Source organism: Streptomyces chattanoogensis (assembly GCF_001294335.1).
GTDB lineage: Bacteria > Actinomycetota > Actinomycetes > Streptomycetales > Streptomycetaceae > Streptomyces > Streptomyces chattanoogensis.
This window is the reverse complement of the sequence record NZ_LGKG01000185.1, coordinates 180,924-206,376: the sequence shown is the minus strand read 5'-3', so window position 1 is coordinate 206,376 and position 25,453 is coordinate 180,924. Positions and strand designations below refer to the sequence as shown.

Here is a 25,453-nt window from a genome sequence, read left to right as displayed (position 1 = left end):
CCTCAACGCCCACCGCTCCGGCACCATCAAGGGCCTGACCGCCGAAGTCGGCGCAGCCCTCACCTCCGGCGCGGTGATCTGCGAGATCAAGGACTGACGCGGCACGATCCGTAACGCGAGGGGCTTCCGGCACATGTGCCGGAAGCCCCTCGCGCGTTCGCCCTGCGCGGCACAATGGGCCTGCAGCGCTTCGGGGTGGGGCGGCGGACGGCGGGGGGCCGGATGGAAGCGGAACTATCGGCACTGGCCACGGCGGCGGCGACCGAGCTGGCCGCGGAAGCGCGTACGGACCGGTGGCTCCCGGCGCGGGACGCGGTCGTCGAGCTGCTGCTGTCGGGCGGTACGGGGGACTGGGACGGGGAAGCGCTGGCCGCCGCGTTCGACGCGGACCGGGAAGTGCTCCTGGCGGCCGAGGCAGACGGCAACGACGCCGCGGCGGCGGGCGTCATCGCCGCCTGGCGCTTCCGGTTCCGTAGGCTGCTGGCCGCCCATCCCGATGCCGCCGGGTACGTACGGGCGCTACTGGACGACTTGCGGCCGTACGGCGGACCGCCGGTCCTCGAAGCCCCCTACCCCGCGGTGGGGGAAACGCAGCACCGCACGATCAGCCACGACGCCGTTCATCGCGCCCCCGACGACCTGATCCGCCGCAAGCCCCTCGGCAACACCCCACCCGGCCCGCCCTTCGGCGACGACGAAGAGGACGAATGGTGAGGGGCGCGATGCGCACGGTGCGACGAAGGACGAACCGGCCCCGTGGGTGACATCGCCAAGAGCGTCCTCGGCGGCGCATGGACGCTGATCGTCGGCTGGATCCTGCCCACCGGCCTGAACCTCGCCGTCTGCTTCCTCACCGTCGCGCCCACCCTGCGTCACACAGCCCCCGTGGCGCACCTGTGGCCGCGGACCGGCGCCGGCACCACGCTGCTGCTGCTCTGCGCCTCCCTGCTCCTCGGGCTGGTGCTCAGCGCGCTCCAGACGCCCCTCTACCGGATCCTGGAGGGCTACAGCCTGTGGCCCTCCTGGGCGTACGAGCGCGGCTGCGTACGGCAGCGCGCCGCCAAGCAGCGGCTCGCCGACCGCATCGCCCTGTTGCGCCTCGAGCGGCGGGCCCGCACCGCGGCCCCCCTTGCCGCCGCCGACACCGAGAGCCTCGCCCGCCTCCGCGCCGACCCGCGCCTGGCCGCCACCGCCGGCCGGGACCGGCGCCGCACCGCGGCCCAGCGCGCCCTCCTCGGCGAGCGGCTGAGCCGCTACCCGGCGGACGACGACCAGATCGCCCCGACCCTCCTCGGCAACGCCATCCGCCGCCTGGAGGAGTACGGCTACGACCGTTTCCGGCTCGACACCCAGGTGCTGTGGAACGAGCTCACCGGCACCGCGCCCGAACAGATCCGCCGGCAGGCCGAACTCTCCCGTACCAACGCGGACTTCTTCGTCGCGCTGCTCTACGGGCACGCCGCCCTGGCCGCCGTCGCCCTGGCCGCCCTGGCCGCCCCCGATCCGCCCGTGGCCGTGCTGCTCGGCACCGCGGCCGCGCTCGTGCTGCTCCTGCCCGTGTGGTACCGGTGCGCGGTCAACGCCACCGACGAGTGGGCCGCCGCCGTACGGGCGCTGGTCAATACCGGCCGCAAGCCGCTGGCCGAGGCGCTGGGCGTGGTGCTGCCGCACCGGCTGGCGGACGAGCGACGGATGTGGCGGTTGTTGTCCACCCTGCACCGCCGCCCGTACCACGAGCGGGCCGCGGCCCTGGATGCGTACCGTGTCACCCTGCCCGGGACCGACCAGCCCAATGGGCCTCCGACAGGCTGACGGAGGCAAGCGACACCAGCGCACAGTCGGGTAGCCCCGCCCTGGTCTACGTCGGCGGAGTGCCGTTCACCGACGGGTGGTCAGTGAGGACGGCATCGAAGAACTCGAACGCCGACAACCGGAAGCCGGTGTGGCCGGTGGCGCCCACGTGCGTGAGGCACCAGTCCCGGGCCTTGTCGGCCGAGGGGGTATCGACACAGGACTCCCAGCAGATCATGCACTTCCCCACGTGCCTGAGCCCCACCTTCGGATCGGCCCGAAGCGTCCACTCCAGGAACCTCTCCCGCGCCCTCATGACGTACCCTCCGGACGCTCCGGGGCATCACTGCCCGTCTCCAGCACAGCATCCATGCACGCGGTCAGACCACGCAGCATCTCCGCGATCTCCTCATCGGACAGCTGATTTACCCACGCGGCACGGGCCTTGAGGTCCGCCCGCACGAGATCAAGCTGGCGGTACAACTCCCGATGCCTGACATGCCGGTTCCACGCTTCCTCTGCCCGGTGGCACCACCGCGACCATGCGCCGGCGCTCATGTGCGCACCACCGTTCCGTGAGGGTGGCGGCGAAGCTCGATGTTGCGGTCGATCACGGTCGTCGTGTCTCCGATGGCACGCGCCGCCTCACGCTGGCGGGCCAGGGCGGCGCACACGTCGCAGCCGGGAGCAGCCTCTGGCTCCGGCATCGGCGCCGGGTCCGGCAAGTGGACGGAGCGACAGTTGCGGGGCATCAACCCATCACCTCCACACCGTGAATCCAGCGCGACCCGGCGTCGATGCCGTGCACAGCGAGCCACAGCACCCGCCGCCGACCGCGCTGGGCCCGTCGTTCCTGTCGTTCCTCGGGGGTGAGGACGTACGGACGGATCAGGTACGAGTCCTCGCCACGCAGCAGCTCCGGCTGCCGCAAGGGCACGCGGGGAGGCACACGTGTCGGTGCTGCCTCGCACAGGGTGGCGGCGCCAGGGTCGGCTGGGCGGTGGCGGCCACTGGAAGGCAGTAACCAGCACAGCAGCAATTCGACGATCGTTCCGATAGCGCGGAGCACGTTCCCCACCTCCATGGGTGATGACACTCCCCCGGACGCTTGCCCGTCACGGGGCTCGTGCGCAGCTCATGGCCCTTGTTCGGACGCCCGATCCGATACCGGTGCCCGTGACCAGTGAAGCGTGACATCTCTAGAGATGTCAATTCTTCTCTAGAGATGTAGACGAGGTGGGCAAGTGCTGTGCGAGCGAACAAACGGACTAGGGTGTCTAGAGATCAGGGAGGAGGGCGTATGACCGCCAAGGGCAACGGCCGTCAGCCGAAGTACCAGCGCATTGCCCAGGCGCTGAAGGACGCGATCAAGGCCGGCGAGTACGGCCCCGGCGATCGACTGCCCGGCGAGAACGACCTCATGGCCGCGTACCAGGTCGCCCGGATGACCGCCCGCCAGGCACTGGGCGTTCTGCAGAACGAAGGTGTCGCGGAGGCACGCAAGGGCGCAGGCGTCTTCGTCCGTGACTTCCAGCCGTTGCGACGGCGCGGCATTCAGCGGCTTGCGCGGGAGCAGTGGGGAGAAGGCCGGTCCATCTGGTCGGCCGACACCGGTGACCGGGAACTGCTCGTCGACCAGGTCACCGTCAGCCAAGCAGCGGCTCCCGTGGCCATCGCGGACGTGCTCGGCATCGAGCCGGACGCACTGGCGTGCGTGCGCAGTCGCCGCTTCATCCTCGAAGGCAAGCCGGTACTGCTGGCCACGAGCTTTCTTCCCGCCGACCTGGTGGCCGACTCGATGATCACCCAGGAGGACACCGGGCCCGGTGGCATCTACGCACGCCTGGCCGAACTTGGCCACACGCCCGTGCACTTCCGGGAAGAGATCCGGTGCCGGATGCCGTCCCGGGACGAGGCAGACCGGCTCAGCCTCAGCATGGGCACGCCCGTGATCATCATCTTCCGCACCGCCTACGCGGATGGCGGCCGCCCTGTCGAAGTCAACGAGATGATTCTGGACTCGGCCGCGTACGTGCTCGAATACGACGTCGAGGCGTAGCGGGCGGCGGCCGGACCAGCCGTGGCTGCGGGAAGTTGCTGTGCTGGACGCCCGGCACCCGGGTGGCGCACCGCACTGCACCTGATCGGACACGCCGAGGAGACCCTCGCGCACGGTTCCACGTTCCCCACCCCGGAATGGATGGACTGGTTCACTCCCGTACGTCTGGCCGCGTTCAAGGGCAACACCCAGCTGAAGGCCGGGCACCTGCCGCAGGCGCGCCACACTGCTGGACGCCCTTGATCAGATGCCAACCACGGACGACAAGCAACGCACCGTGATCTACGGCGATTTGGCAGCCGTGGAGGCCGCAGCCGGACAACCAGAGGAAGCGTGCCGAGATGCCTGCCTCGCGCTCGATCAGCTGGAGATCACCTGGTACGCGACCGGTATGGAGCGCATCCGGGAAGTGCGCGGTGCACTCGCCCCGCACCAACACGATCGGTACGTGCGGGACCTCGACGAGCGCCTCTACGGCTGGACGACGACCGTCAGCACGCGGTCGCGTTGAACTTCGCGATCGCCTCGGGGAGTTCCGAAAGCGACTCGATCCGGAATGTCGGCAGTTCGCGCGCCTCGGGGGTGTTCCACTGGATGGTGGCCCACGGCCCGCGGTGGACGAGAGCGGTGTGCATTCCGGCCGCCGCACCGGGCCGTAGGTCGTTGTCCACACGGTCACCGACGTAGAGGATCTCTTCCGGCCGGAAGGGGACCGCTGCGGCGACGCGGACGAAGAATTCTGGGTCCGGCTTGCCGGCACCCCAGTCGTCCGATGTACCGATGAGGTCGACGTTGTCCGCGAAGAGGCTGCGCAGGATGCCTCCCGCTCGTACGGTCTGATTCCCGGCGATGCCCAGCCACAGCCCCTCGCCACGCAGCTGGGCCAGCGCGGGGCGTACATCCGGGTACAGGTCCGATTCGCCGAAGTGCTCCGGCTTCCCGGCAGCAGCGCGCGCCTCACGCTGCTCGTACAGATCGAAGCCGGGCCGGAACTCCTGGAACACCTCGCGGTAATCCCGCCCCTGCGCGATCACCGCCCCGAACATCGCCGCGAAAGTGTGTCGCGGCACGTCGAGCCAATCAGCCCATGTGCCGTACTCCCGCGTCTCATCGACCAGGCACTCGCCGACATCGAAGACCACAGCGCGAATCATGCGGACACCAAACCGACCGGCCGAACCACGCAGCCGCCCGCGCACCCGTCGCGAACCTGGCTGTCACGAGCGCTGGGCCGAGCTCGAACGCCGCCCCGATCCACGTACCCAAGGTGCCCCGTCACCACGGACGCCAGGAAGAAAACCCCGTAGTCAAAGCGGAGGCGTTACGAGTTGCCGACCACATCCTCCGGAAACGTCAGCGACTTGCTCATCCACTGGAGCGCGGCCGGGAGTTCGCGCCGCCAGGTGGCGAAGTTGTGGCTGCCGTGGTCGAGCACGATCGAGTCCGCCGTCATCGGTGCCCGCACCGCGCTCAGGAACTCCCGCGCCGCCGGGTAGTTCTTCTCCCCCGTACGGCTCGTCCCCACCAGGACGTTCACCTGGGGCATCGGCAGGTGGTGCAGCCGCCACATCAGATCGTGCTCCTGACGGCGCCGTATCCGGTCCCTCCCGTCGCCGAAGAGATTGCCGGTGGTCGGGTCGTTGCTGACCTTGAAGTCGGGCGAGAGGGCCGCCGCGGCGGTGTAGGTCCGGTCGTGCCGCATGGCCAGCTGGAGGGCGCAGCTGCCGCCGGAGGAGTAGCCGAGCACGCCCCAGCCGCCCGGGTCGTGGCCGACGCGGTAGTGCGACTTCAGAGCGTCCGGTACGTCCCGTGCGAAGAACGTCTCGGCCGGCGGGCCGCCGGGGACGTCCACGCACTGGGTGTCGCGCGGCGGCGCGATGGTGGGCCGCATCATCACGATGACGGTGGGCTGCATCCGGCCCGTACGGATCAGCCCGCCGGCCGTCTGCGGGAGCCGCAGATGCTGGCCGAGCAGGAAGGTGCCTCCGGGGTAGCCGCTGAGCGCGACGACCACCGGAAACCGCTGGCGGGCGTACTGCGGCTGGAAGTACTGCGGCGGCAGATACACATACGCCCCGTCCACGACCCGGGTCCGCTTTCCCACGATCCGTACGGACTCCACCCTGCCGACCTGGTCCGGCGGGCCCTTGGGCAGCCCGTGCACCTTGTCGAGGCCGTCCGGCCCGGAGGCCTGGACGAGGCCCTTGGACGGGTCGCCGACGGGCCCGGCCGTCCCGCCGTTGCCCCACTTGCCGACGGCGGCCGGGGCGTCGTCGTAGAGGCCGAGCAGCTCGTGCCAGGAGGCGTAGAACTCGAAGTTGGCGTTCACCGCGAGCCCGAGCGTGGCCACGATGGTCAGCTGCGTCGCCGCGATGGCCCCGAGGCGCCCCAGCAGCGCCCGCGGCCCCCGCCCGGCGAACCGCGGCCACAGCCAGAGGGTGAGCCCCACACAGACCACGGCGGCCGCGGCCGTGGCGTACAACAGCGATCGGCTGGTCAGCCCCATGAACCCCATGACGTTCTTCCCCAGATGTTCCTGGGCCGCGGTCCGCTTCCCCGCGGGTGCCACGGCGTGTTCCGGCGTCTCCGGAAGACCCCGGAAGACCTCGTTGTGCCAGGTTTGATGGCTGTTGGGGCGGTGGCGTTGCCGGTCCGGCGCGGTGTTCGTCCGCCCGACCGGTGGGGTATGCCGGGGCTTCATCCCGCTTCCGCCTGCCGTCCACCTGCAGGGACGGCGGGGGACGTGCAGACCCGACCGTCGGTCGGCTGACGTATCGTCACATGGTTCGGAGGACCCGGCGTACCGCACACCGGCGCCGGGCGGCGCACCGAAGGAGGCAGCAGACCCTTGACCGTGGACCTCAGTTCGCTGACCGGCGCCCGGCAGGCGATCACCGTCATCGTTCCCGTCCAGCTCCCGGCCCGGCCGTCCTGGGCGGAGGGGCCGCTGCCGTTCGAGCTGGGCAGCCGCCGCACCGATGCGGTCACCCGGCAGACGTACTTCACCCCGGCGGCGGCCCGGGTGCTGTACGGAACGGCGGAGCGGCCCTGCCGCTGGCACCGTTTCGCGGACCTCACGCACGGCCCGCTGCATCTGCACGGGATGGAGCTGCTGCGGACCGCGACCGTCGGGGGCCGGCGGCACGCGCTGGCGGTCCTGCACTTCACGGTCGAGGGACCCGCGCTCCTGGAGACCCTGCGGGCGATCGGCCACCGGCACTCGGCCACTCCCGACCCGCTGGCGGGCCCGCTGGCCCCGGACGTCCTGCTCCGCGGCGCCGCGGAACCCAGAACCGAGGGGTCCCCCTTCGCCATCGCCCGCCCGTACACCATCGCCTTCCTCACCCCGGAGGCCGGCCATACGCCCGCCCTGCGCGACAACGGGCGGCTCCCTGAGACGGCCGACCGGTGGCTGTGGCAGCTGGCCTCCCGGTCCACGGACGCGGATTTCCCGGTGGTGCCCGAGCAGCTGCCGGGGCTCACCGAGCACGCGGTGCGGATATCCGCCGACTGGAGCACGCTGGTGCTGCGGCACGGTGCGGCGTTCCTCGGACACCGCCCCGACGAGGGCGACGGCGACTTCTACGACTTCGCCGCCCTCCACCACCGCACCGTCTACCTCGACGCCCTGCTGCTCGGCACCGTGCAGCGCGACCACATCGACGAACTCACCGACGCCCTCTCCGGGGTCTTCGACGGCCCGCGGCTGGGCCGCCGGGTCGCCGCCCTGGAACAGCAGATAGCCGGTTTCCGCAGCACCTACTGGCGGCAGCATCTGACCGCCCACGGCCCGGCGAACGAACTGCTCCTCGCCTACCAGGCCCAGTACCGCCTGCCGGACCGCTTCGCGGAGATCCTCGGGGAGGCGGCCGACTACTCCCGGCTGGTGCAGACCCAGGACAGCCAGCAGATCGCCGGCGCCCTCGGCGTCCTCACCATCCTCGGCCTCCCCCTGGGCACCGCACTGAGCATCCTCCAGGTACTCGACGACCATGCCCCCGCCCACCTCCTGCTCTCCCTGGCCGCCGCCGCCCTCGTCACGGGCGTCGCCTTCACCACCCGCTACGGCCGGCTGGTCCTGTCGTCGCTGCGCGACCGGCTGCGCAAGGAGGCCGACTGACCGGGGGCAGGGCAACTGCCGTAATTCCAGGACAGGTTGAGGGCTCCATACCGTTTCGCCGGCGTACGCGGAGCACGGCCGCCCCCTGCCGGGAGTGATCGACGCACCGCCCTCGGCCACCGCTGGAGCACGGGCACGGGGCGGGGCGGCCCTGGGGGCGGGCGTCCGGGACGCCGCCCTCGCCCCCGGTGCTGGTGGCGGGGCCCGCGGCACTGGCGCGGGAGGTGCCCGGCCGGGGGGAGGCGCCGGGGGCCGGGGCGGCTGAGCGGGCGGTGGCTCCGGCCGCGGCCCGCCGCCTGCGCAATGGCATCCTGGACCCACCGGCCCCACCGGCCGGGTCGAGGAAGGACGGCGATGGCGACCGAGACGGCAAGGCAGCACGAGCAGACACCGGTGCAGGCCGGGCGCCCGATGCGGGCCGATGCGCGCCGCAACTACGAGCGGCTGCTGACCGAGGCCCGCACAGCCTTCACGCAACACGGCACGGACACGTCACTCGAGGACATCGCGCGCCGCGCCGGCGTCGGCATCGGCACCCTCTACCGGCACTTCCCCCACCGCACGGCCCTGATGGGCGCCGTCTTCCAGGGCGAGGTGGACGCGCTCGTGACGTACGCCAAGGAGCTGGCCGACGCGCCGCAGCCGTGCCGTGCGCTGGTCGACTGGCTGCGCGCGATCATCAGCCATGCCAGCACCTACCGCGGCCTGTCCCGCGCCCTGATGGCGGCGTCGGCCGCGGCGGACGACAGCTCGGGGATGGCGCGGTGCTGTGTGCCGATGCACGAGGCCGGCCGGGCGCTGCTGAGCCGCGCCCAGCAGGCCGGTGCCGTACGCGCCGATGTGAACATCGGCGATCTGCTCCAGCTGACCAACGGCATCGCCCTGGCCGCCGAGGAATCCCCCGCCGATCCCGACCTGGCCGACCGGCTGCTGGCCCTCACCCTCAGCGGCCTCAAGGCGGAGCGCTAGAGACGCGGGGCGCCGGGGCGCGGAGAGCCCGCCCCGACCACCCGCCGCAACCACCCACGGCCCTGCCCCGGCCGGCCCCGGCGCGGGGCGCTAACGGCGCCTCGGGGCCAGATCCGCCACCCGCCCGTTCGGCCCGTCCGCCAGCGACGCGGCCGAGCGCAGCGGCGAACTCGCGCCGCCCGGCGGGAGGTTACGGCGCTGGCCGGGCAGCGGCACATCGCGCCGCGAGGCCCTGCGCTCCCCGACCGCACCCTCCGCACCCGGCTGGCCCGGCCCCTGCCCGGCCCCCGACCCGCTCGCGACCGCGATCTGCACACCCTGATCAGCCAGGGCCTGCAGTTCGGTGGCGGCGCGGTCGTCATGGCCCGGCGGCTCGTCGGTGACCAGCCGCGTGATCACATCCGTGGGCACGGTCTGGAACATCGTGTCGGAGCCGAGCTTGCCGTGGTCGGCGAGCACCACCACCTCCCCCGCCGCCTGCACCAGCGCCCGGTCGACACTGGCGGAGAGCATGTTGGAGGTGGACAGCCCGCGCTCGGCGGTCAGACCGCTGCCCGACAGGAAGGCGCGGGACACCCGCAGGCCCTGGAGCGACTGCTCGGCACCGCTGCCGACCAGCGCGTAGTTGGACCCGCGCAGGGTGCCCCCGGTCATCACGACCTCGACGCGATTGGCATGGGCCAGCGCCTGGGCGACCAGCAGCGAGTTGGTGACCACGGTCAGGCCGGGCACCCGGGCGAGCCGGCGGGCCAGCTCCTGGGTGGTGGTCCCGGCGCCGACGACGATGGCCTCGCCCTCGTCGACGAAGCCCGCGGCCAGATCGGCGATGGCCGTCTTCTCGGCGGTCGCTAGATGGGATTTCTGCGGGAATCCGGACTCCCGGGTAAAACCTCCCGGCAAGACCGCCCCGCCGTGCCGGCGGTCGAGCAGCCCTTCCGCCTCCAGCGCCCGCACATCCCGCCGTACGGTCACTTCGGAGGTCTGGACGACACGGGCGAGCTCCCGGAGCGAAACCGCTCCGTTGGCGCGCACCATTTCAAGGATCAATTGGCGACGTTCTGCAGCGAACACGAAACCGACAGTAACGCCAACGACCGTCTGTTTTCAGCAGGTTGCACCAAATACCGGAAGTTGCGCATGGCGCACAGGGGGACGTGATATAGGCGCGGAGATGCCGAACTCACCAGTAATGGCTGCCGCTTGACTGCTCGTCAGGTAATTTACCCGGCCGCCATTCGCCCGGTTGCCGGAAAGTGGTGACACATGGCTGGGCGTACGGACGAGCGCCGGCGGGGCGGTACCGTCACCGCCCGCGCCGTCTGCTCGCCCGCCGCCTACTCGTTCGCCGTCTTACGGGTGTGCAGCTGCCGCGCGACCTCCGCGAGGGAGCCGGAGAGCGACGGGTAGACGGTGAACGCGCTGGCGATCTGTTCGACGGTCAGATTGTTGTCGACCGCGAGGGAAATCGGGTGGATCAGCTCGCTGGCGCGCGGGGAGACGACCACGCCGCCGACGACGATACCCGTGCCGGGGCGGCAGAAGAGCTTGACGAAGCCGTCGCGGATGCCCTGCATCTTGGCGCGCGGGTTGCGCAGCAGGGGCAGCTTCACGACCCGGGCGTCGATCCTGCCGTTGTCGACGTCGGCCTGGGAGTAGCCGACGGTGGCGATCTCCGGGTCGGTGAAGACGTTGGCGGAGACGGTCTTGAGGTTGAGCGGCGCGACCGCGTCGCCGAGGAAGTGGTACATCGCGATGCGGCCCTGCATGGCGGCGACGGAGGCGAGCGCGAGGACGCCGGTGCAGTCGCCGGCCGCGTAGACGCCGGGTGCGCTGGTGCGCGAGACCTTGTCGGTCCAGATGTGGCCGGAGTCCTTGAGCTTGACGCCGGCCTCCTCCAGGCCGATGCCCGCGGTGTTCGGGATGGATCCGACGGCGACCAGGCAGTGCGTACCGGAGATGGTCCGGCCGTCGGCCAGGGTGACCTCGACGCGATCGCCGACGCGCTTGACGGCGGCGGCGCGGGAGCGGGCCATGACGTTCATGCCGCGGCGGCGGAAGACGTCCTCCAGGACGGCGGCGGCGTCCGGGTCCTCGCCCGGCAGGACGCGGTCGCGGGAGGAGACGAGGGTGACGCGGGAGCCGAGCGCCTGGTAGGCACCGGCGAACTCGGCGCCGGTGACGCCGGAGCCGACCACGATGAGTTCCTCGGGGAGCTCGGTCAGGTCGTAGAGCTGGGTCCAGTTCAGGATGCGTTCGCCGTCCGGCAGGGCGTCCGGGATCTCGCGGGGGTGGGCGCCGGTGGCGATCAGTACGGCGTCGGCGGTCAGGTGTTCCTCGGAGCCGTCGGCGGCGGTCACCGTCACCCGGCGCGAACCGTCCGGCGACTGGCCCGGCTCCAGACGGCCGCGGCCGCGCATCACCCGGCCGCCGGCGCGGGTCACCGAGGCGGTGATGTCATGCGACTGGGCGAGCGCGAGGCGTTTGACACGCCGGTTGACCTTGCCGAGGTCGACGCCGACGACGCGCGCGGGCCGGTCGATGTGCGGCGTGTCGTCCTCGACGATGATGCCCAGCTCCTCGTACGAGGAGTCGAAGGTGGTCATCACCTCGGCCGTCGCGATCAGGGTCTTCGACGGGACACAGTCGGTGAGCACCGACGCCCCGCCCAGACCGTCGCAGTCGACGACGGTCACCTCCGCACCAAGGGAGGCGCCCACCAGGGCCGCCTCGTATCCGCCGGGTCCGCCACCGATGATCACGATCCGAGTCACATGCTCCATTGTCCCGCACGCCCCCCGCGGCGCTCGCGGCGGGGCCGGGGAACGCGCGCCGTACACGCGTGACGTCCAATGGAGTGCTTTCCGTCCTGCCGCTTTGTACGAATCTCCGGTTGCAATCCGGTATCAAGAGCCGACCCGGGAACCTCCCGTACCCTCGGAACCATGTCGCTCTACGCCGCGTACGCCGGCAACCTCGACGCGCGGCTGATGTCCCGCCGCGCACCGCACTCGCCGCTGCGCGGCACGGGCTGGCTGAACGGCTGGCGGCTGACCTTCGGCGGCGAGCAGATGGGCTGGGAGGGCGCCCTGGCGACGATCGTCGAGGCCCCCCGTTCGCAGGTCTTCGTCGCCCTCTACGACATCGCGCCGATGGACGAGGAGTCCATGGACCGGTGGGAGGGCGTGGGACTGGACATCTACCGGCGGCTGCGGGTCCGGGTGCACACGCTGGACGGCGACGAGCCGGCCTGGGTCTATGTCCTCAACGGCTACGAGGGCGGACTGCCGTCGGCCCGCTACCTGGGCGAGATCGCGGACGCGGCGGAGTCGGCCGGCGCGCCGCACGACTATGTGATGGAACTGCGGAAGCGGCCCTGCTGAGCGGACGGCCGGACGGCAGCCGCATTTCCGGACCGGCCCGCCCCGCCGGGCGCATCCCACGAAGTGTTCCCGCCCTCCGCCGGGTATCCATAGGCCTGGGGCGCTCGCATCCCCTAGGGGTCGTTCGAACAGATCCCCTAGGGGATGCGAGCGCCCCTTGCATGCCGTAACGCAACGGGCACACAAGGTATTCCCGCGGCCGTGCCATTTCCAGGGCGGGACATTTCCGGGGCAGGACATTTCCACGGCAGGGCATTCCCGAGGCGTAGTACTTCCGTGGCGGGCGGCGCCACTCCCATAGCGGCTCCTGCAGCGGGCGGCATTCCCGCGGCGCGGTTCCGCGGCGCCTCCGGCCGCACACCATGCTCCATACGGGTGCGATGCCCCGCCGCACCCGATTCGCGGGCGCCGAGCCGGCGATCGGGGTTTGTGGGAAGGCACGACAAGACCGTCCCAGCCGTGTGGGCAGCGACATCTACGCGCGTAGGAGATTTGCGGCTACCCTCGTCCGCGTGAACGCATCTGTTACTCCCGACATCGCCCGCGACCCGCAGGGCGCCGCCGACGCCGCCGCCGCCCGACTGCGCGAGCTGACCGGCGCCGAGACCCACGACGTCGCCCTGGTCATGGGCTCGGGCTGGGCCCCGGCCGCCGAGGCCCTGGGCGCGCCCGAGCACGAATTCCCGGTCACCGAGCTGCCCGGCTTCCCGCCGCCCGCCGTGGCCGGACACGGCGGCAAGGTCCGCTCGTACCGCGTCGGCGAGAAGCGCGCCCTGGTCTTCCTGGGCCGTACGCACTACTACGAGGGCCGCGGGGTCGCCGCGGTCGCGCACGGTGTCCGTACCGCCGTCGCGGCCGGCTGCAAGACCGTGGTGCTCACCAACGGGTGCGGCGGTCTGCGTGAGGGCATGCGCCCCGGCCAGCCGGTCCTGATCAGCGACCACCTCAACCTCACCGCCACCTCCCCGATCGTCGGCGCGAACTTCGTCGACCTGACGGACCTGTACTCGCCGCGGCTGCGCGCGCTGTGCAAGGAGGTCGACCCGAGCCTCGAGGAGGGTGTGTACGCCCAGTTCCCCGGCCCGCACTACGAGACCCCGGCCGAGATCAAGATGATCCGCACCCTGGGCGCCGACCTGGTCGGTATGTCCACGGTCCTGGAGGCCATCGCCGCCCGCGAGGCGGGCGCCGAGGTGCTCGGCCTGTCCCTGGTGACGAACCTCGCCGCGGGCATGACGGGTGAACCGCTCAACCACGAAGAGGTGCTGCAGGCCGGCCGCGACTCCGCGACCCAGATGGGCAGCCTGCTCGCCCAGGTGCTCGGAAAGCTCTGAGCCCGGCACGCGCCCGGCACGATCCGGACCGGGCGCAGCGCCTCCGGCGGGGCGGCCTGGGGGTACTCCCGAACGACGTCGGGGGTACCCCCAGGCCGCCCCGCCGCCCCCGCAGCACCATTGGCCGGTACTGCGGCTCGAAGTACGCGCGCAGCGGGTAGGCGTGACGAGCCGGGCGTCCCCCTTTGCCTCGTCCGTCCGCACCGCCCCTCCGCATTGACCTGACCGTCAGGAGCATCACGTGGCTACCGATCGCACGGAGCTGATCACCCGGGCCGAGGCCTGGCTGGCCGAGGACCCCGACCCGGAGACCCGGGAGGAGCTGGCCAAGCTCATCGCAGCCCAGGACACCGACGAGCTGGCCGCCCGGTTCGCCGGCACCCTGCAGTTCGGCACCGCCGGGCTGCGCGGCGAGCTGGGCGCGGGCCCGATGCGGATGAACCGCTCGGTGGTCATCCGGGCCGCGGCCGGGCTCGCCGCGTACCTCAAGGCGAAGGGGCAGGGCGAGGGGCTGGTCGTCATCGGCTACGACGCCCGTTACAAGAGCGCCGACTTCGCCCGCGACACGGCGGCCGTGATGGTCGGCGCCGGGCTGAAGGCCGCGGTGCTGCCGCGTCCGCTGCCGACGCCCGTCCTGGCCTTTGCGATACGGCACCTGGGCGCGGTGGCCGGCATCGAGGTCACCGCCAGCCACAACCCGCCGCGCGACAACGGCTACAAGGTCTATCTGGGCGACGGCTCGCAGATCGTGCCGCCCGCGGACGGTGAGATCGCGGCCGAGATCGCCGCGGTCCGCTCGCTGGACGACGTACCGCGTCCCGAGGCCGGCTGGGAGACCCTCGACGACGAGGTTCTGCGGGCGTATCTGGCACGTACGGACGCCGTGCTGACCCCCGGCTCCCCCCGTGACGTCCAGGTCGTCTACACACCCATGCACGGCGTCGGCCGGGACACCCTCGTCGCCGCCTTCGCGCGCGCCGGTTTCCCCGCCCCGACGGTCGTCGCCGACCAGGCCGAGCCGGACCCGGACTTCCCCACCGTCGCCTTCCCCAACCCGGAAGAGCCCGGCGCGATGGACCTCTCCTTCGCCACCGCCCGGTCCGTGGGCCCTGACATCGTCATTGCCAACGACCCCGACGCGGACCGCTGCGCCGTCGCCGTACCGGCCCCGGGCACGAAGGACGGCTGGCGGATGCTGCGCGGCGACGAGGTCGGCGCGCTGCTCGCCGCCCACCTGGTCAGCAAGCAGGCGTCGGGGACGTTCGCGACCACGATCGTCTCGTCGTCGCTGATGTCCCGGATAGCCGCCGCCTCGTCCCTCCCGTACGCGGAGACGCTGACCGGTTTCAAGTGGCTGGCCCGGGTGGACGGCCTGCGGTACGCCTTCGAGGAGGCGCTGGGCTACTGCGTCGACCCGGAGGGCGTACGCGACAAGGACGGCATCACCGCCGCCCTGCTGATCGCCGAACTGGCCGCCGAACTGAAGCAGTCCGGGCGGACCCTGAGCGATCTGCTGGACGACCTGGCGCTCGAATTCGGTCTGCACGCCACCGACCAGCTCTCGGTCCGGGTCGAGGACCTGTCGCTGATCGCCGGTGCCATGCGCAGGCTCCGCGAGCAGCCCCCGGTGTCCCTCGCGGGCCTGCCGGTGGCCTCCTCCGACGACCTGAACAAGGGCACCGAGTCGCTGCCGCCGACCGACGGGCTGCGCTACTACCTGTCCGGTGCGGCGGGCTCGGGCGTGGAGTCCGCCCGGGTGGTCGTCCGCCCCAGTGGCACCGAGCCGAAGCTGAAGTGCTACCTGGAGGCCGTGGTCCCGGTGGCGTCGGCGGATGCCCTCCCGGCGGCGCGGGAGACGGCCACGGCGGTGCTGGCCGCCGTGAAGGAGGACCTGGCGGCGGCGCTGGGGATCTGAGCCCGGCCGGGGAATACGAGCGAAGGGGCCCCGGCGGCGGCACTGCGCCGCTGCCGGGGCCCCTGCCGTACGGCTAGAGGGCGAGCATCACGGCGAGACCGACCGCCCCGACCACGCCCGGCACGATGACCGGGTAGGCCCAGCGGACGGCCGGCTCGCCCTTGGCGGTCTCCCGCTCCGCGCCGCGTTCGCGGAGTTCGCGCAGTTCCTCGAGGGTCTGGTCGGCCGTCGCGCGGGGCACCGGGCCGGCGTCGGCGGCGGCCCCGAAGCGGCTCCGGGACGCGCCGCGTGCCGCCTGGCGGCCGGCCTTCTTGCGCTGGCGCAGCGAGACCGGGATCGCCCACATCTGGTACTTGGCGCCGCCGGCGAACACCTCGGCGGAGAACGTCGCCCGCAGGTCCTCGACGGCGGCCCAGGGCAGCGTGATCGTACGGAACGGGTTACGTACCGTCAGCCGGTCCTCGCCCGCCCGCACCACGGGCCGCAGGGTGAACGCGACCACCAGCGGCACCCCGAGCAGCAGCGCGAAGAGCGCCATGAGTTTGGTGTGCGCCTCGCCCCTCAGCAGCGCGTCGCCGCCGAGCCAGAGTCCGAGCAGGAGGAGCAGCCCGCCGCCCGCCAGGGACGCGGGCGAGCGGTAGCTGCGCTCCGCGTACTGCTGCTGAGGCGGGCTGGAAGGTTCCGGGCCGGTGCTCGTCATGCCGCCGATTCTGCCCGACCGTCCGGATGCCGGACATTGCGTTACGGCATCATTCGTGCGCCGTCGCCTTCTCGCCTTCCCAGGGGGATGACACGCAGCTACGCGCGTAGATATGCTCCCCTCGTGACCATGCCCAACACTGTTCCCGCATACGGCAAGGAAGCCGCGGGGCGTCTGGCGTCAATGGCGGATGTCACCGCCGACGACGGTGCGCTGCGCCGCTTCCTCCACGGCCTCCCCGGGGTTGACGCGGTCGGCCTGCAGGCCCGCGCCGCCACCCTCGGCACCCGCTCGATCAAGACCACGGCGAAGGCGTACGCCATCGACCTCGCCATCTCGATGATCGACCTGACGACCCTCGAAGGCGCGGACACCCCCGGCAAGGTCCGGGCGCTGTGCGCCAAGGGGGTCCACCCCGATCCCACCGACCGCACCGTCCCCAAGGTCGCCGCGATCTGCGTCTACCCGGACATGGTGGCGACCGCCAAGGAGGCCCTGTCCGGCTCGGGCATCCACGTCGCCTCCGTCGCCACCGCCTTCCCCGCGGGCCGCGCCGCGCTGCCGGTCAAGCTGGCCGACACCCGGGACGCGGTCGCGGCCGGCGCCGACGAGATCGACATGGTGATCGACCGCGGCGCCTTCCTGTGCGGCCGCTACATGGAGGTCTTCGAGGAGATCAAGGCCGTGAAGGAGGCGTGCGCCCGGCCCGACGGCAGCGCGGCTCATCTGAAGGTCATCTTCGAAACGGGCGAGCTCGAGACGTACGACAACGTCCGCCGGGTCTCCTGGCTGGCGATGCTGGCGGGCGCCGACTTCATCAAGACCTCGACCGGCAAGGTGGCCGTCAACGCCACCCCGCCCGTCACCCTGCTGATGCTGGAGGCCGTACGGGACTTCCACGCGGCGACCGGCGTCCAGGTGGGCGTGAAGCCGGCCGGCGGCATCCGTACGACCAAGGACGCCGTCAAGTACCTGGTCATGGTCAACGAGACGCTGGGCGAGCCCTGGCTGACCGCCGACTGGTTCCGCTTCGGCGCCTCCAGCCTTCTGAACGACCTGCTGATGCAGCGGCAGAAGCTCAGCACCGGCCGCTACTCCGGCCCCGACTACGTAACGGTGGACTGACCGCTATGACCTCAGCATTCGAGTACGCGCCGGCGCCGGAGTCCCGTGCCGTCGTCGACATCGCGCCGAGCTACGGGCTGTTCATCGACGGTGAGTTCGCCGAGGGCTCCGACGGCAAGGTCTTCAAGACCGTCTCCCCGGCGAACGAGGAGGTCCTCTCCGAGGTCGCCCAGGCGAGCGCCGACGACGTCGACCGCGCCGTCAAGGCCGCCCGTAAGGCCTTCGAGAAGTGGTCCGCGCTGCCGGGCGCCGAGCGCGCCAAGTACCTCTTCCGGATCGCCCGCATCATCCAGGAGCGCTCGCGCGAGCTGGCCGTCCTGGAGTCCCTGGACAACGGCAAGCCGATCCGCGAGTCCCGCGACGCCGACCTCCCCCTGGTCGCCGCGCACTTCTTCTACTACGCGGGCTGGGCGGACAAGCTCGACCACGCCGGTTACGGGCCCCACCCGCGCCCGCTCGGCGTGGCGGGCCAGGTCATCCCGTGGAACTTCCCGCTCCTCATGCTGGCATGGAAGATCGCCCCGGCGCTGGCGACCGGCAACACCGTCGTCCTGAAGCCCGCCGAGACCACCCCGCTCTCCGCGCTCTTCTTCGCGGACATCTGCCGCCAGGCGGGCCTGCCCAAGGGCGTCGTCAACATCCTCACGGGTGACGGCTCCACCGGGGCCGCGCTGGTCGCCCACCCGGACATCAACAAGGTGGCCTTCACCGGCTCCACCGAGGTCGGCAAGGCGATCGCCCGTACGGTCGCGGGCACCGACAAGAAGGTGACCCTGGAGCTGGGCGGCAAGGCGGCGAACATCGTCTTCGACGACGCCCCCATCGACCAGGCCGTCGAGGGCATCGTCAACGGCATCTTCTTCAACCAGGGCCACGTCTGCTGCGCCGGCTCCCGTCTCCTCGTCCAGGAGTCGGTCCAGGACGAGCTGCTGGACGCCCTCAAGCGCCGGATGCAGACCCTGCGCGTGGGCGACCCGCTCGACAAGAACACCGACATCGGCGCCATCAACTCCGCCGAGCAGCTGGCCCGGATCACCGCGCTGGCCGACGCGGGCGAGGCCGAGGGCGCCGAGCGCTGGGCCCCGGCCTGCGAGCTGCCCGGCTCCGGCTACTGGTTCGCGCCGACCCTCTTCACGGGCGTCACCCAGGCGCACCGCATCGCCCGCGAGGAGATCTTCGGCCCGGTGCTGTCGGTCCTGACCTTCCGTACGCCGGAGGAGGCCGTCGCCAAGGCCAACAACACCCCGTACGGGCTGTCGGCCGGCATCTGGACGGAGAAGGGCTCGCGGATCCTGTGGATGGCGAACAAGCTCCGTGCGGGCGTCATCTGGTCCAACACGTTCAACAAGTTCGACCCCACCTCGCCGTTCGGCGGCTACAAGGAGTCGGGCTACGGCCGCGAGGGCGGTCGCCACGGCCTGGAGGCGTACCTCAATGTCTGATCGGCTGAGTGTTCTCAAGACCTACAAGCTGTACGTCGGGGGGAAGTTCCCCCGGTCCGAGAGCGGGCGGGTGTACGAGGTGACGGACTGCAAGGGGACGTGGCTGGCCAATGCCCCGCTGGCCTCCCGCAAGGACGCCCGGGACGCGGTGGTCGCCGCCCGTAAGGCGTTCGGCGGCTGGTCGGGCGCCACGGCGTACAACCGCGGCCAGATCCTCTACCGCATCGCGGAGATGCTGGAGGGCCGCCGCGAGCAGTTCATCGCCGAGGTCGCGGATGCCGAAGGGCTGTCGAAGGCCAAGGCCACCGCCCAGGTGGACGCGGCGATCGACCGCTGGGTCTGGTACGCGGGCTGGTCCGACAAGGTCGCCCAGATCACCGGCGGCGCCAACCCGGTCGCGGGCCCGTACTTCAACCTCTCCTCCCCCGAACCGACCGGTGTGGTCGCCGTCCTGGCCCCCCAGGACTCGTCCTTCCTCGGCCTGGTCTCGGTGATCGCGCCTGCGGTCGTCACCGGTAACACGGTGGTCGTGGTGACGTCCGAGAAGTCCCCGCTGCCGGCCCTGTCCCTGGCCGAGGTGCTGGCCACCTCCGACCTGCCGGGCGGTGTGGTCAACATCCTCTCCGGCCGTACGGCGGAGATCGCGGCGCCGCTCGCCGCCCACCAGGACGTCAACGCCCTCGATCTCGCGGGTGCGGACGCCGGGTTGGCGAAGGAGCTGGAGACGGCCGCGGCCGACAACCTCAAGCGCGTCCTGCGCCCGGAGCCGGCCGACTGGTCCGCCGACCCGGGTACCGGGCGTCTGCTCTCCTTCCTGGAGACGAAGACGGTCTGGCACCCCATGGGCGTTTAGGGAAATTTTCCTCCCCTTAGGGGGATCGGTTGCGAAACCTTTCCGTGCGGGGCCTCGGCATTTGACTGGGGCCCCGCATTGTTGTCCGATCCTTTATCTACGATTGACTCGAGCACCCAAGCGAGTCGGCGCCCGAACAAGCCGGCCACCCACACCAACGATCTGGGGGAGATCCGTGGCGGAGCAATTCACCGCTGCCCAAGAGGCCCTGCGCGCATTTGCCAAAACCGCTGATCAGCGGGCGGACAAGGTGCGGGCGATCCGCAGCAGCCTCGCCTCGCACTCCGTCCACCGCGAAGCGTTCGGCAAGCTTCCGGAATCGGAAGAAATCAGCAAGGACTACGAGGAGCGCCAGGAGGACACCCTGGAAACCCTCGAGGACATCGCCACCCTGCAGGAGAAGATCAGCGAGGGCGTCACGGCCACCGCGCAGTCCTACCAGGACACCGATGACGAGCAGATCCGCACTCTGAACAGCGTGCAGCACGGGGGTGGCAGCATATGAGCGGGCCCGCATCGTCAGCAGTCAGCGCCTACAACAAGGTCAATGACTGGATGAGCGGTATGGACAGCATCGTGGACGACATCATGCGTCCGCTTGTCGAACCGCTCGCCGATCAGCTGGAGTTCGTGACCGGCGATCCCGAGACGCTCAACGAAGCCGCCAAGCTGTGGCGGGACAAGGCCCGCGAGCTCCGGGAAGTCGTGGCCGACCAGCGGCGCGACCGTGCGGATCTCGCGCACGAATGGACCGGCCAGTCCGCCGAGGCCTTCCAGAACAACCTCGCCGAGCTGGAAACCGCCATGCAGGCGGAAGCCGATGACATGGACAAGACGGCCGAGGTCCTGGAGGGGGCTGCCGAGCAGGCCCAGATGGCCCAGGAGTTGGTCGAGACCGTCATCCGTGAGCTCATCGAGTGGGCCCTGATCACGCTGGCCGCGGCGGTAGCGCTCAGTGTGGTGACAGCGGGTGTGTCGTTGGCGGCCGAGGCTGCTGCGGCGGCGGCGGAGTCGGGCATCGCCTCGGCCCGTATCGCCAGCCTGGTGGCGCGCCTCGCCAAGGAGCTCAAGGCCCTCGCCAACATCCTGAAGATGCTCAAGCAGGCCAAGAAGCTGTCCAAGGTCAAGAAGTGGAAGCCGTGGACCTGGAAGCACATCAAGGACGCCGGTGAGGCGGAGAAGTTCGCCATCGCCTACGGCGCCAAGAAGGTGCACAAGGCGATCAAGGGCGGCGCCAAGGGCGTGATGGGCGGCCTCGGCTTCACCGGTAATCCGGTGGGTGGCGCGGCGGGGGTCGTCGTCGGCGACGGCGTCGACCAAGTGGCCGAGAAGGTCGACCAGTTCCTGGCCGGCGAAAAGCCCTCGTCCGACTTCGACGTCCCGTTCCATTCGTCCCGGCCCGAGCACACCCAGGTGCATCTGCCGCCCGCGTCGGACTTCGCCGGGCCGTCCGGCGCCCAGAGTCCGCCGATCTCGCCGCTGCCCGGCGGACGGACCCGGGTTTCGCGCACATCCCCGACGGGCAGCCCACCGCTCCGGACCCGGGCTTCGCGCACATCCCCGACGCACGGCCCACCGCCCCGGACCCGGGCTTCGCCGGCACACAGCCCGTCGCCCAGGACCCGCGGTTCGCCGCCCGACCGATGTCCGCCCAGCAACCCCGCGATCCCGACAACCCGTTCGGCTGAGCAGCACACCAGACGAGAGGAGCGGCGCCGGATGAAGCCGGAGTACCGCGACTGTTTCCAGCCCTTTCTCCAGCCAGGGGAGAGGCTGATCATCGCCTCGGACTACTACGAGAACACGGCGCTGCCCTCCGTCCCCGCCGAGCTGCGGACCCCGCGCACCCCGGCCCCTCCCTCAGCGCTCGAACAACGGGTACGGGGCGTGCTGGGGAACGCACTGGGCAAGGTGACCCGTCCGCTGGAGGCATTGGGCAGCGACCGAGTGGTCAACAACCCGTTCATCCGGGCCGCCGACCGCGCCGGCGACCGGGTCGAGAACGCGGCGATCGACCTGGAACACGTCGCCGACCGGGCGACCGAGCGGGCGATCTGGGGCACCGTCATGGACGGCGGCTGGCACAGCATGGCCGGGCGCTTCCTGGTCGACCTGACCAACGCGGGCGGCGACCCCACACGTCAGGCGCTGACCGACCGCCGGCTGCTCCTGCTCGTGGACCACAACACGAGCTGGCTGAACAACACCCCGAAGTGGGATGTGGGTGTGTCCGTGTCCCGTACGGACATCGCCCGGGTCACCGCGCATCCGAAGACCATCAGCAAGGGGCGGTTCGACGTCGCCTTCGTCGACGGTTCGTGGATCGCCCTGGGCAGTGCGGTGCGCACCCACATGGAGGCGTTCGTCGCCGCCTGGAACCAAGGGCTCTGAGCGTTGCGCGACGTCCTTTTCCACGTTCGGCCGAGCAGCACACCAGACGAGAGGAGCGGCACCGGATGAAGCCGATGTACCGCGACTGCTTTCCCCCTTTCTCCAGCCGGGCGAAAGGCTGATCATCGCCTCGGACTACTGCCACAATGCGGCGTTGCCCCTCGTCCCTGCCGAGCTGTGCACCCCGTCCGCCCCGTCAGCGCTCGAACAGCGGGTACGGGGCGCGCTGGGGAACGCCCTGGGCAGGGTGACGAAGCCGCTGGGCCCGGCGATCAACAACCGGCTGGCGAACAACCCCGTGACGCGGACCAGCGGCGGGGAGGGCGGGACCGGCACCACGTATGCCGCCGGCGACTTCAGCGGCAACAGCGTGCGGCGGCCGGACCGCGATCTCACCGACGCGGTGTTCGAAATTCAGGAGAATATCGAGGACGCCGCGCACGACGCCGTCGAGCACATGATGTACGGCAAGCCCATGGCGGGCGGCTGGTCGAGCATGGCCGGGCGCTTCCTGGTCGATCTGAAGAACGCGGGCGACGAACCCCGATTCCAGGCGCTGACCGACCGTCGGCTGATCGTGCTCGTGGACCGTAACAAGAGCTGGCTGGACGGCACCCCGAAGTGCGATTTCGGGGTGGCGGTGCCCCGTACGGACATCGCCCGGGTCACTGCGCATCCGAAGGCCGCCACCAAGGGGCGGTTCGACGTCGCTTTCGTCGACGGTTCGTGGATCGCCCTGGGCAGCCTGCACCGCGAGAACATGGAGGGGATCGTCGCCGCCTGGAACCAAGGGTTCTGAGCGTTGCGCAACGTCCTTTTCCACGGGCACTGAGCACGGGCGGGCCGACCGCCGGTCCGCCCGCGCTCGGTCCGGGCGTTGCCGCCTCAGCCGGGCAGCACCCGCGTCGCCTCGCCCGTCACCGGCATGTCCTTCAGGGCCGCGCCCTGCGACAGCCGGCCGGTCACCGTCTTGGTGCTCACGGGCTTGAAGTCGGCCACCGGCACGCGCACCTCGTTGGCCAGCGGGTCGACCGGGGTCTTGGCCAGCGGGTTGAGCTGCAGGCCCTTGACCGCGCCGGGGGCACCGGAGACGGACTTCTCCAGGATGCCGGTCACCGCGCTCGCGGTGGCGTCGCCCCGGTCGGGGGTGGCCGCCAGCGCGGGCTCCGCGGCGCTCGCCGTTGCGGCGCCGCCCCCGGCGAGCGCGGCGCCCGCTGCGGAGACGGCCAGCGCGGTGCGCAGCAGGGTGCGGGAGATGCGGTGGGGCTTGGGATGTGCGTGCTGTGCCATGTGCTGTGCCACCTGACTGCGGAACCCTCCTGCTGGGGACTCCGACTGCTCGGGGTAATCGATCGACTGCGAAGAGTAGTTGAGCCGCGCCGGACAATACACCCCGCAATCCCCGTCGCACGCCCGGGTACTCCCAACGGCCCAATGCCCGACAATGGGTACCCGTGAGCTCCCAGTCCTCAGCCCAGCCGCCCTCCCCCGCCCGCGTCGTCCTGCTGACCGGCCCCTCCGGTTCCGGCAAGACGTCGCTGGCCGCGCTGACCGGCCTGCCCGTCCTCAACCTCGACGACTTCTACAAGGAGGGGACGGACCCGACGCTGCCGCAGCTGCCGCACGACGGCGGCGCCGACTGGGACTCGCCGCTGTCCTGGGACGCCTCGGCGGCTGTCGCCGCGATCGAGACGCTGTGCCGTACGGGGACCGCGGCCGTCCCGGTGTACGACATCTCGGCCAGCGCCCGGACCGGCGAGTCGCGGCTCGACCTCGGCGGTGCCTCGCTGTTCCTCGCGGAGGGCATCTTCGCGGCCGACGTCATAGCGGCCTGCCGCGCCGCGGGGCTGCTCGCCGACGCGCTGTGTCTGCGCGGCCGGCCCACCACGACCTTCCGCCGGCGCCTCGCCCGGGATCTGCGCGAGGGCCGCAAGTCGGCCCCGTATCTGGTGCGCCGCGGCCTGCGCCTGCTGCGCAACGAACGCTCGGTCGTCGCCCGGCACTGCGCCCTGGGCGCCTATCCGTGCGCCAAGCCGGAGGCGCTGGCGCGTATTGCGGCGGCGCGGTGGGCAAGCGGCGCGTTCGGTGCGGCCGTACGGTCCTGACCGGCGGCCGGGCGTTCCCGGCCACATACGAGAAGCGGGCTCGGGTAGGCCCCCCGGCCACCCGAACCCGCTCTTCCCCCGTATCCCCCGATACGCCCGGCGTTGGCGAATCGTTCCGCCTCGGCCGGTTCCCCCGTACCTTCCCCCGTGTCCCCCGGTTTCCCCGTACCCCGTTCCCCCTTGGGCACGTCCCCCGGTTTTCCCCGTATCCCCCGGTTTTCCCCCGCCCTCAGGCCACCAGCTCGCCGAAGGACTCCTCCTCGTCACGGCCGAAGCTGAGGACCTCGTCCTCGCGCAGCCGGCGCAGGGAGCGCCAGATGCTGGACTTCACCGTGCCGACACTGATGCCGAGAATGTCCGCGATCTCCGGGTCCGTACGGCCCTCGTAGTAGCGCAGCACCAGCATGGTGCGCTGCGCCTCGGGCAGCCGAACCAGTGCCTGCCACAGGACGGCGCGCAGTTCGGTGCCGCGCATCGCGTCCACGTCGCCGGCCGTCTCGGGCAGTTCCTCGGTCGGGTATTCGTTGAGCTTGCGGCGGCGCCAGGCGCTGATGTGCAGATTGGTCATCGTGCGCCGCAGATAGCCGCCGAGCGCCGCCTTGTCGCTGATCCGGTCCCACGCCCGGTAGGTCGAGAACAGCGCACTCTGCAGCAGGTCTTCGGCCTCGTAGCGGTCACCGGTCAGGTGGAAGGCGGTGGCGTACAGGGAGGCGCGGCGCTCCTGGACGTAGGCGGTGAAGGCCGCTTCGGCCTCGGCCGCCTCCGACGCGGAGCGCCGTTCCCCCGTGTCCTCCCTGTACTGCCTTTCCCCGGGGATTCCCCCGAGGTTCTCCCCGTTGTTTCCCCCGTGGCCCCCGTTTCCCCCGTTGGCCCCGTGTCCCCCCTTGATCTCCACCGTCGTCGCGTCAATGGCCACCATGTACGGCGGCCGCTGACGCCCGGCGCCGCGAGCGCACCCCCGCCCGCTCACGGCACCGGACTTCTCCCCGGCCCGGACGACGTCATGGAGTCGCGTGATAACTGCGCTGGAAGTGGTGCCGTGCAGTGTGTTCATCTCGCGCCCCCCGTCGTAGAGCCAGCTCGTTCGGTGTGTCCCGGGTGTTGATCTCTCCCGGTGCCCAAAAGACTGCCAACCCAGTTTCATGACGTTGTCCGTCGACTGTCACAGCCCTGTCACAGGGGCGGGCACGGCCCGGCGCGGGATCACCGCACGGACGGGTGCCCTGTGAGAGGGGCCACCGGTCGATGCCTCGGCATGCCATACGCCAG

General features: G+C 71.2%; 25 protein-coding genes and 1 pseudogene. 16 read left to right on the top strand and 10 right to left on the bottom strand.

Annotated features, from left to right (window positions below; all coding sequences use genetic code 11):
- Positions 1-135: 135 nt before the first annotated feature.
- Together ADL29_RS35620 and ADL29_RS35615 are read left to right on the top strand one after the other, a co-directional pair.
- Positions 136-714 carry a hypothetical protein gene (locus ADL29_RS35620; RefSeq protein WP_157878658.1) on the top strand — a complete coding sequence of 193 codons (579 nt, stop codon included), beginning with the start codon at positions 136-138 and terminating at the stop codon, positions 712-714.
- 42 nt (positions 715-756) lie between these two features.
- Positions 757-1,812 carry a hypothetical protein gene (locus tag ADL29_RS35615; protein WP_053927632.1) on the top strand — a complete coding sequence of 352 codons (1,056 nt, stop codon included), beginning with the start codon at positions 757-759 and terminating at the stop codon, positions 1,810-1,812.
- Positions 1,813-1,858: 46 nt separating this feature from the next.
- Here the strand turns inward: ADL29_RS35615 and ADL29_RS35610 are convergent, their stop codons facing one another.
- The 3 genes from ADL29_RS35610 to ADL29_RS35605 all read right to left on the bottom strand — a co-directional run bounded on the left by ADL29_RS35610 (position 1,859) and on the right by ADL29_RS35605 (position 2,728).
- On the bottom strand, positions 1,859-2,107 hold the full coding sequence (locus ADL29_RS35610; RefSeq protein WP_053927631.1) for a DUF7848 domain-containing protein: 249 nt from the start codon (positions 2,105-2,107) through the stop codon (positions 1,859-1,861).
- Positions 2,104-2,349 carry a hypothetical protein gene (locus ADL29_RS42090; protein WP_078971529.1) on the bottom strand — a complete coding sequence of 82 codons (246 nt, stop codon included), beginning with the start codon at positions 2,347-2,349 and terminating at the stop codon, positions 2,104-2,106. Before ADL29_RS42090 ends, ADL29_RS35610 begins: the two co-directional genes overlap by 4 nt.
- Positions 2,350-2,542: 193 nt before the next feature.
- Positions 2,543-2,728 carry a hypothetical protein gene (locus ADL29_RS35605; RefSeq protein WP_245689768.1) on the bottom strand — a complete coding sequence of 62 codons (186 nt, stop codon included), beginning with the start codon at positions 2,726-2,728 and terminating at the stop codon, positions 2,543-2,545.
- Positions 2,729-3,091: 363 nt separating this feature from the next.
- Here ADL29_RS35605 and ADL29_RS35600 point away from each other — a divergent pair, with 363 nt between their 5' ends.
- Positions 3,092-3,850: a GntR family transcriptional regulator gene (locus tag ADL29_RS35600; protein WP_053927630.1), complete on the top strand. Its 759-nt coding sequence runs from the start codon at positions 3,092-3,094 to the stop codon at positions 3,848-3,850.
- A gap of 66 nt (positions 3,851-3,916) precedes the next feature.
- Positions 3,917-4,361: pseudogene (locus ADL29_RS35595) on the top strand (NsdA family TPR-like regulatory protein); the annotation flags it as partial.
- On the opposite strand, the gene ADL29_RS35590 reads toward ADL29_RS35595, so the two are convergent.
- Positions 4,342-5,004, bottom strand: a complete 663-nt coding sequence (locus tag ADL29_RS35590; RefSeq protein ID WP_053927629.1) for an HAD family hydrolase — start codon at positions 5,002-5,004, stop codon at positions 4,342-4,344. The pseudogene ADL29_RS35595 and the gene ADL29_RS35590 sit on opposite strands and share 20 nt — an antisense overlap.
- Positions 5,005-5,171: 167 nt before the next feature.
- Positions 5,172-6,356 carry an alpha/beta hydrolase gene (locus ADL29_RS35585; protein WP_053927656.1) on the bottom strand — a complete coding sequence of 395 codons (1,185 nt, stop codon included), beginning with the start codon at positions 6,354-6,356 and terminating at the stop codon, positions 5,172-5,174.
- 348 nt (positions 6,357-6,704) lie between these two features.
- Here ADL29_RS35585 and ADL29_RS35580 point away from each other — a divergent pair, with 348 nt between their 5' ends.
- Together ADL29_RS35580 and ADL29_RS35575 are read left to right on the top strand one after the other, a co-directional pair.
- On the top strand, positions 6,705-7,970 hold the full coding sequence (locus ADL29_RS35580) for a hypothetical protein (protein WP_245689775.1): 1,266 nt from the start codon (positions 6,705-6,707) through the stop codon (positions 7,968-7,970).
- Positions 7,971-8,324: 354 nt separating this feature from the next.
- Entirely contained in the window at positions 8,325-8,939 is a 615-nt protein-coding gene (locus tag ADL29_RS35575; RefSeq protein ID WP_053927627.1) for a TetR/AcrR family transcriptional regulator, read from the top strand.
- A 90-nt stretch (positions 8,940-9,029) separates the two neighbouring features.
- Here the strand turns inward: ADL29_RS35575 and ADL29_RS35570 are convergent, their stop codons facing one another.
- The gene (locus ADL29_RS35570; RefSeq protein WP_078971527.1) at positions 9,030-10,010 is read right to left on the bottom strand and encodes a DeoR/GlpR family DNA-binding transcription regulator; all 981 of its coding nucleotides are present in this window, start codon (positions 10,008-10,010) and stop codon (positions 9,030-9,032) included.
- Between the two features lie 263 nt (positions 10,011-10,273).
- Positions 10,274-11,719 carry an NAD(P)H-quinone dehydrogenase gene (locus tag ADL29_RS35565; protein ID WP_046926299.1) on the bottom strand — a complete coding sequence of 482 codons (1,446 nt, stop codon included), beginning with the start codon at positions 11,717-11,719 and terminating at the stop codon, positions 10,274-10,276.
- A gap of 162 nt (positions 11,720-11,881) precedes the next feature.
- Here ADL29_RS35565 and ADL29_RS35560 point away from each other — a divergent pair, with 162 nt between their 5' ends.
- From ADL29_RS35560 to ADL29_RS35550, 3 genes are all read left to right on the top strand, one after another.
- On the top strand, positions 11,882-12,319 hold the full coding sequence (locus ADL29_RS35560; RefSeq protein WP_046926300.1) for a gamma-glutamylcyclotransferase family protein: 438 nt from the start codon (positions 11,882-11,884) through the stop codon (positions 12,317-12,319).
- Positions 12,320-12,831: 512 nt separating this feature from the next.
- A complete protein-coding gene (locus tag ADL29_RS35555) occupies positions 12,832-13,653 on the top strand; it encodes a purine-nucleoside phosphorylase (RefSeq protein WP_046926301.1) in 822 nt (273 codons plus the stop codon).
- Positions 13,654-13,894: 241 nt separating this feature from the next.
- The gene (locus ADL29_RS35550; RefSeq protein ID WP_053927624.1) at positions 13,895-15,568 is read left to right on the top strand and encodes a phospho-sugar mutase; all 1,674 of its coding nucleotides are present in this window, start codon (positions 13,895-13,897) and stop codon (positions 15,566-15,568) included.
- Positions 15,569-15,641: 73 nt separating this feature from the next.
- Here ADL29_RS35550 and ADL29_RS35545 read toward each other — a convergent pair whose 3' ends face one another.
- A complete protein-coding gene (locus tag ADL29_RS35545) occupies positions 15,642-16,268 on the bottom strand; it encodes a PH domain-containing protein (RefSeq protein ID WP_053927623.1) in 627 nt (208 codons plus the stop codon).
- A gap of 129 nt (positions 16,269-16,397) precedes the next feature.
- On the opposite strand from ADL29_RS35545, the gene deoC reads away from it, so the two are divergent.
- From deoC to ADL29_RS35510, 6 genes are all read left to right on the top strand, one after another.
- Positions 16,398-17,393: a deoxyribose-phosphate aldolase gene (gene deoC / locus ADL29_RS35540; protein WP_211274450.1), complete on the top strand. Its 996-nt coding sequence runs from the start codon at positions 16,398-16,400 to the stop codon at positions 17,391-17,393.
- Positions 17,394-17,398: 5 nt separating this feature from the next.
- Positions 17,399-18,835 carry an aldehyde dehydrogenase family protein gene (locus ADL29_RS35535; RefSeq protein ID WP_053927621.1) on the top strand — a complete coding sequence of 479 codons (1,437 nt, stop codon included), beginning with the start codon at positions 17,399-17,401 and terminating at the stop codon, positions 18,833-18,835.
- Positions 18,828-19,688 (top strand): aldehyde dehydrogenase family protein, encoded by an 861-nt coding sequence (locus ADL29_RS35530; protein WP_053927620.1) that lies wholly within the window; start codon positions 18,828-18,830, stop codon positions 19,686-19,688. The genes ADL29_RS35535 and ADL29_RS35530 overlap by 8 nt, the downstream gene beginning before the upstream one ends.
- Positions 19,689-19,863: 175 nt before the next feature.
- Positions 19,864-20,193 carry a type VII secretion target gene (locus tag ADL29_RS35525; RefSeq protein WP_053927619.1) on the top strand — a complete coding sequence of 110 codons (330 nt, stop codon included), beginning with the start codon at positions 19,864-19,866 and terminating at the stop codon, positions 20,191-20,193.
- Positions 20,190-22,079 (top strand): WXG100 family type VII secretion target, encoded by a 1,890-nt coding sequence (locus ADL29_RS45775; protein ID WP_245689767.1) that lies wholly within the window; start codon positions 20,190-20,192, stop codon positions 22,077-22,079. Before ADL29_RS35525 ends, ADL29_RS45775 begins: the two co-directional genes overlap by 4 nt.
- A gap of 154 nt (positions 22,080-22,233) precedes the next feature.
- On the top strand, positions 22,234-22,878 hold the full coding sequence (locus ADL29_RS35510) for a hypothetical protein (RefSeq protein WP_157878656.1): 645 nt from the start codon (positions 22,234-22,236) through the stop codon (positions 22,876-22,878).
- An 86-nt stretch (positions 22,879-22,964) separates the two neighbouring features.
- Here the strand turns inward: ADL29_RS35510 and ADL29_RS35505 are convergent, their stop codons facing one another.
- Positions 22,965-23,369 carry a hypothetical protein gene (locus tag ADL29_RS35505; RefSeq protein WP_053927616.1) on the bottom strand — a complete coding sequence of 135 codons (405 nt, stop codon included), beginning with the start codon at positions 23,367-23,369 and terminating at the stop codon, positions 22,965-22,967.
- Between the two features lie 164 nt (positions 23,370-23,533).
- Between ADL29_RS35505 and ADL29_RS35500 the strand changes: the two genes are divergently transcribed.
- Complete coding sequence (locus tag ADL29_RS35500; protein ID WP_053927615.1) at positions 23,534-24,184, top strand: uridine kinase family protein; 651 nt, start codon at positions 23,534-23,536, stop codon at positions 24,182-24,184.
- A 229-nt stretch (positions 24,185-24,413) separates the two neighbouring features.
- Here ADL29_RS35500 and ADL29_RS35495 read toward each other — a convergent pair whose 3' ends face one another.
- A complete protein-coding gene (locus tag ADL29_RS35495; RefSeq protein ID WP_053927614.1) occupies positions 24,414-25,238 on the bottom strand; it encodes a SigE family RNA polymerase sigma factor in 825 nt (274 codons plus the stop codon).
- Between the last annotated feature and the right edge of the window lie 215 nt (positions 25,239-25,453).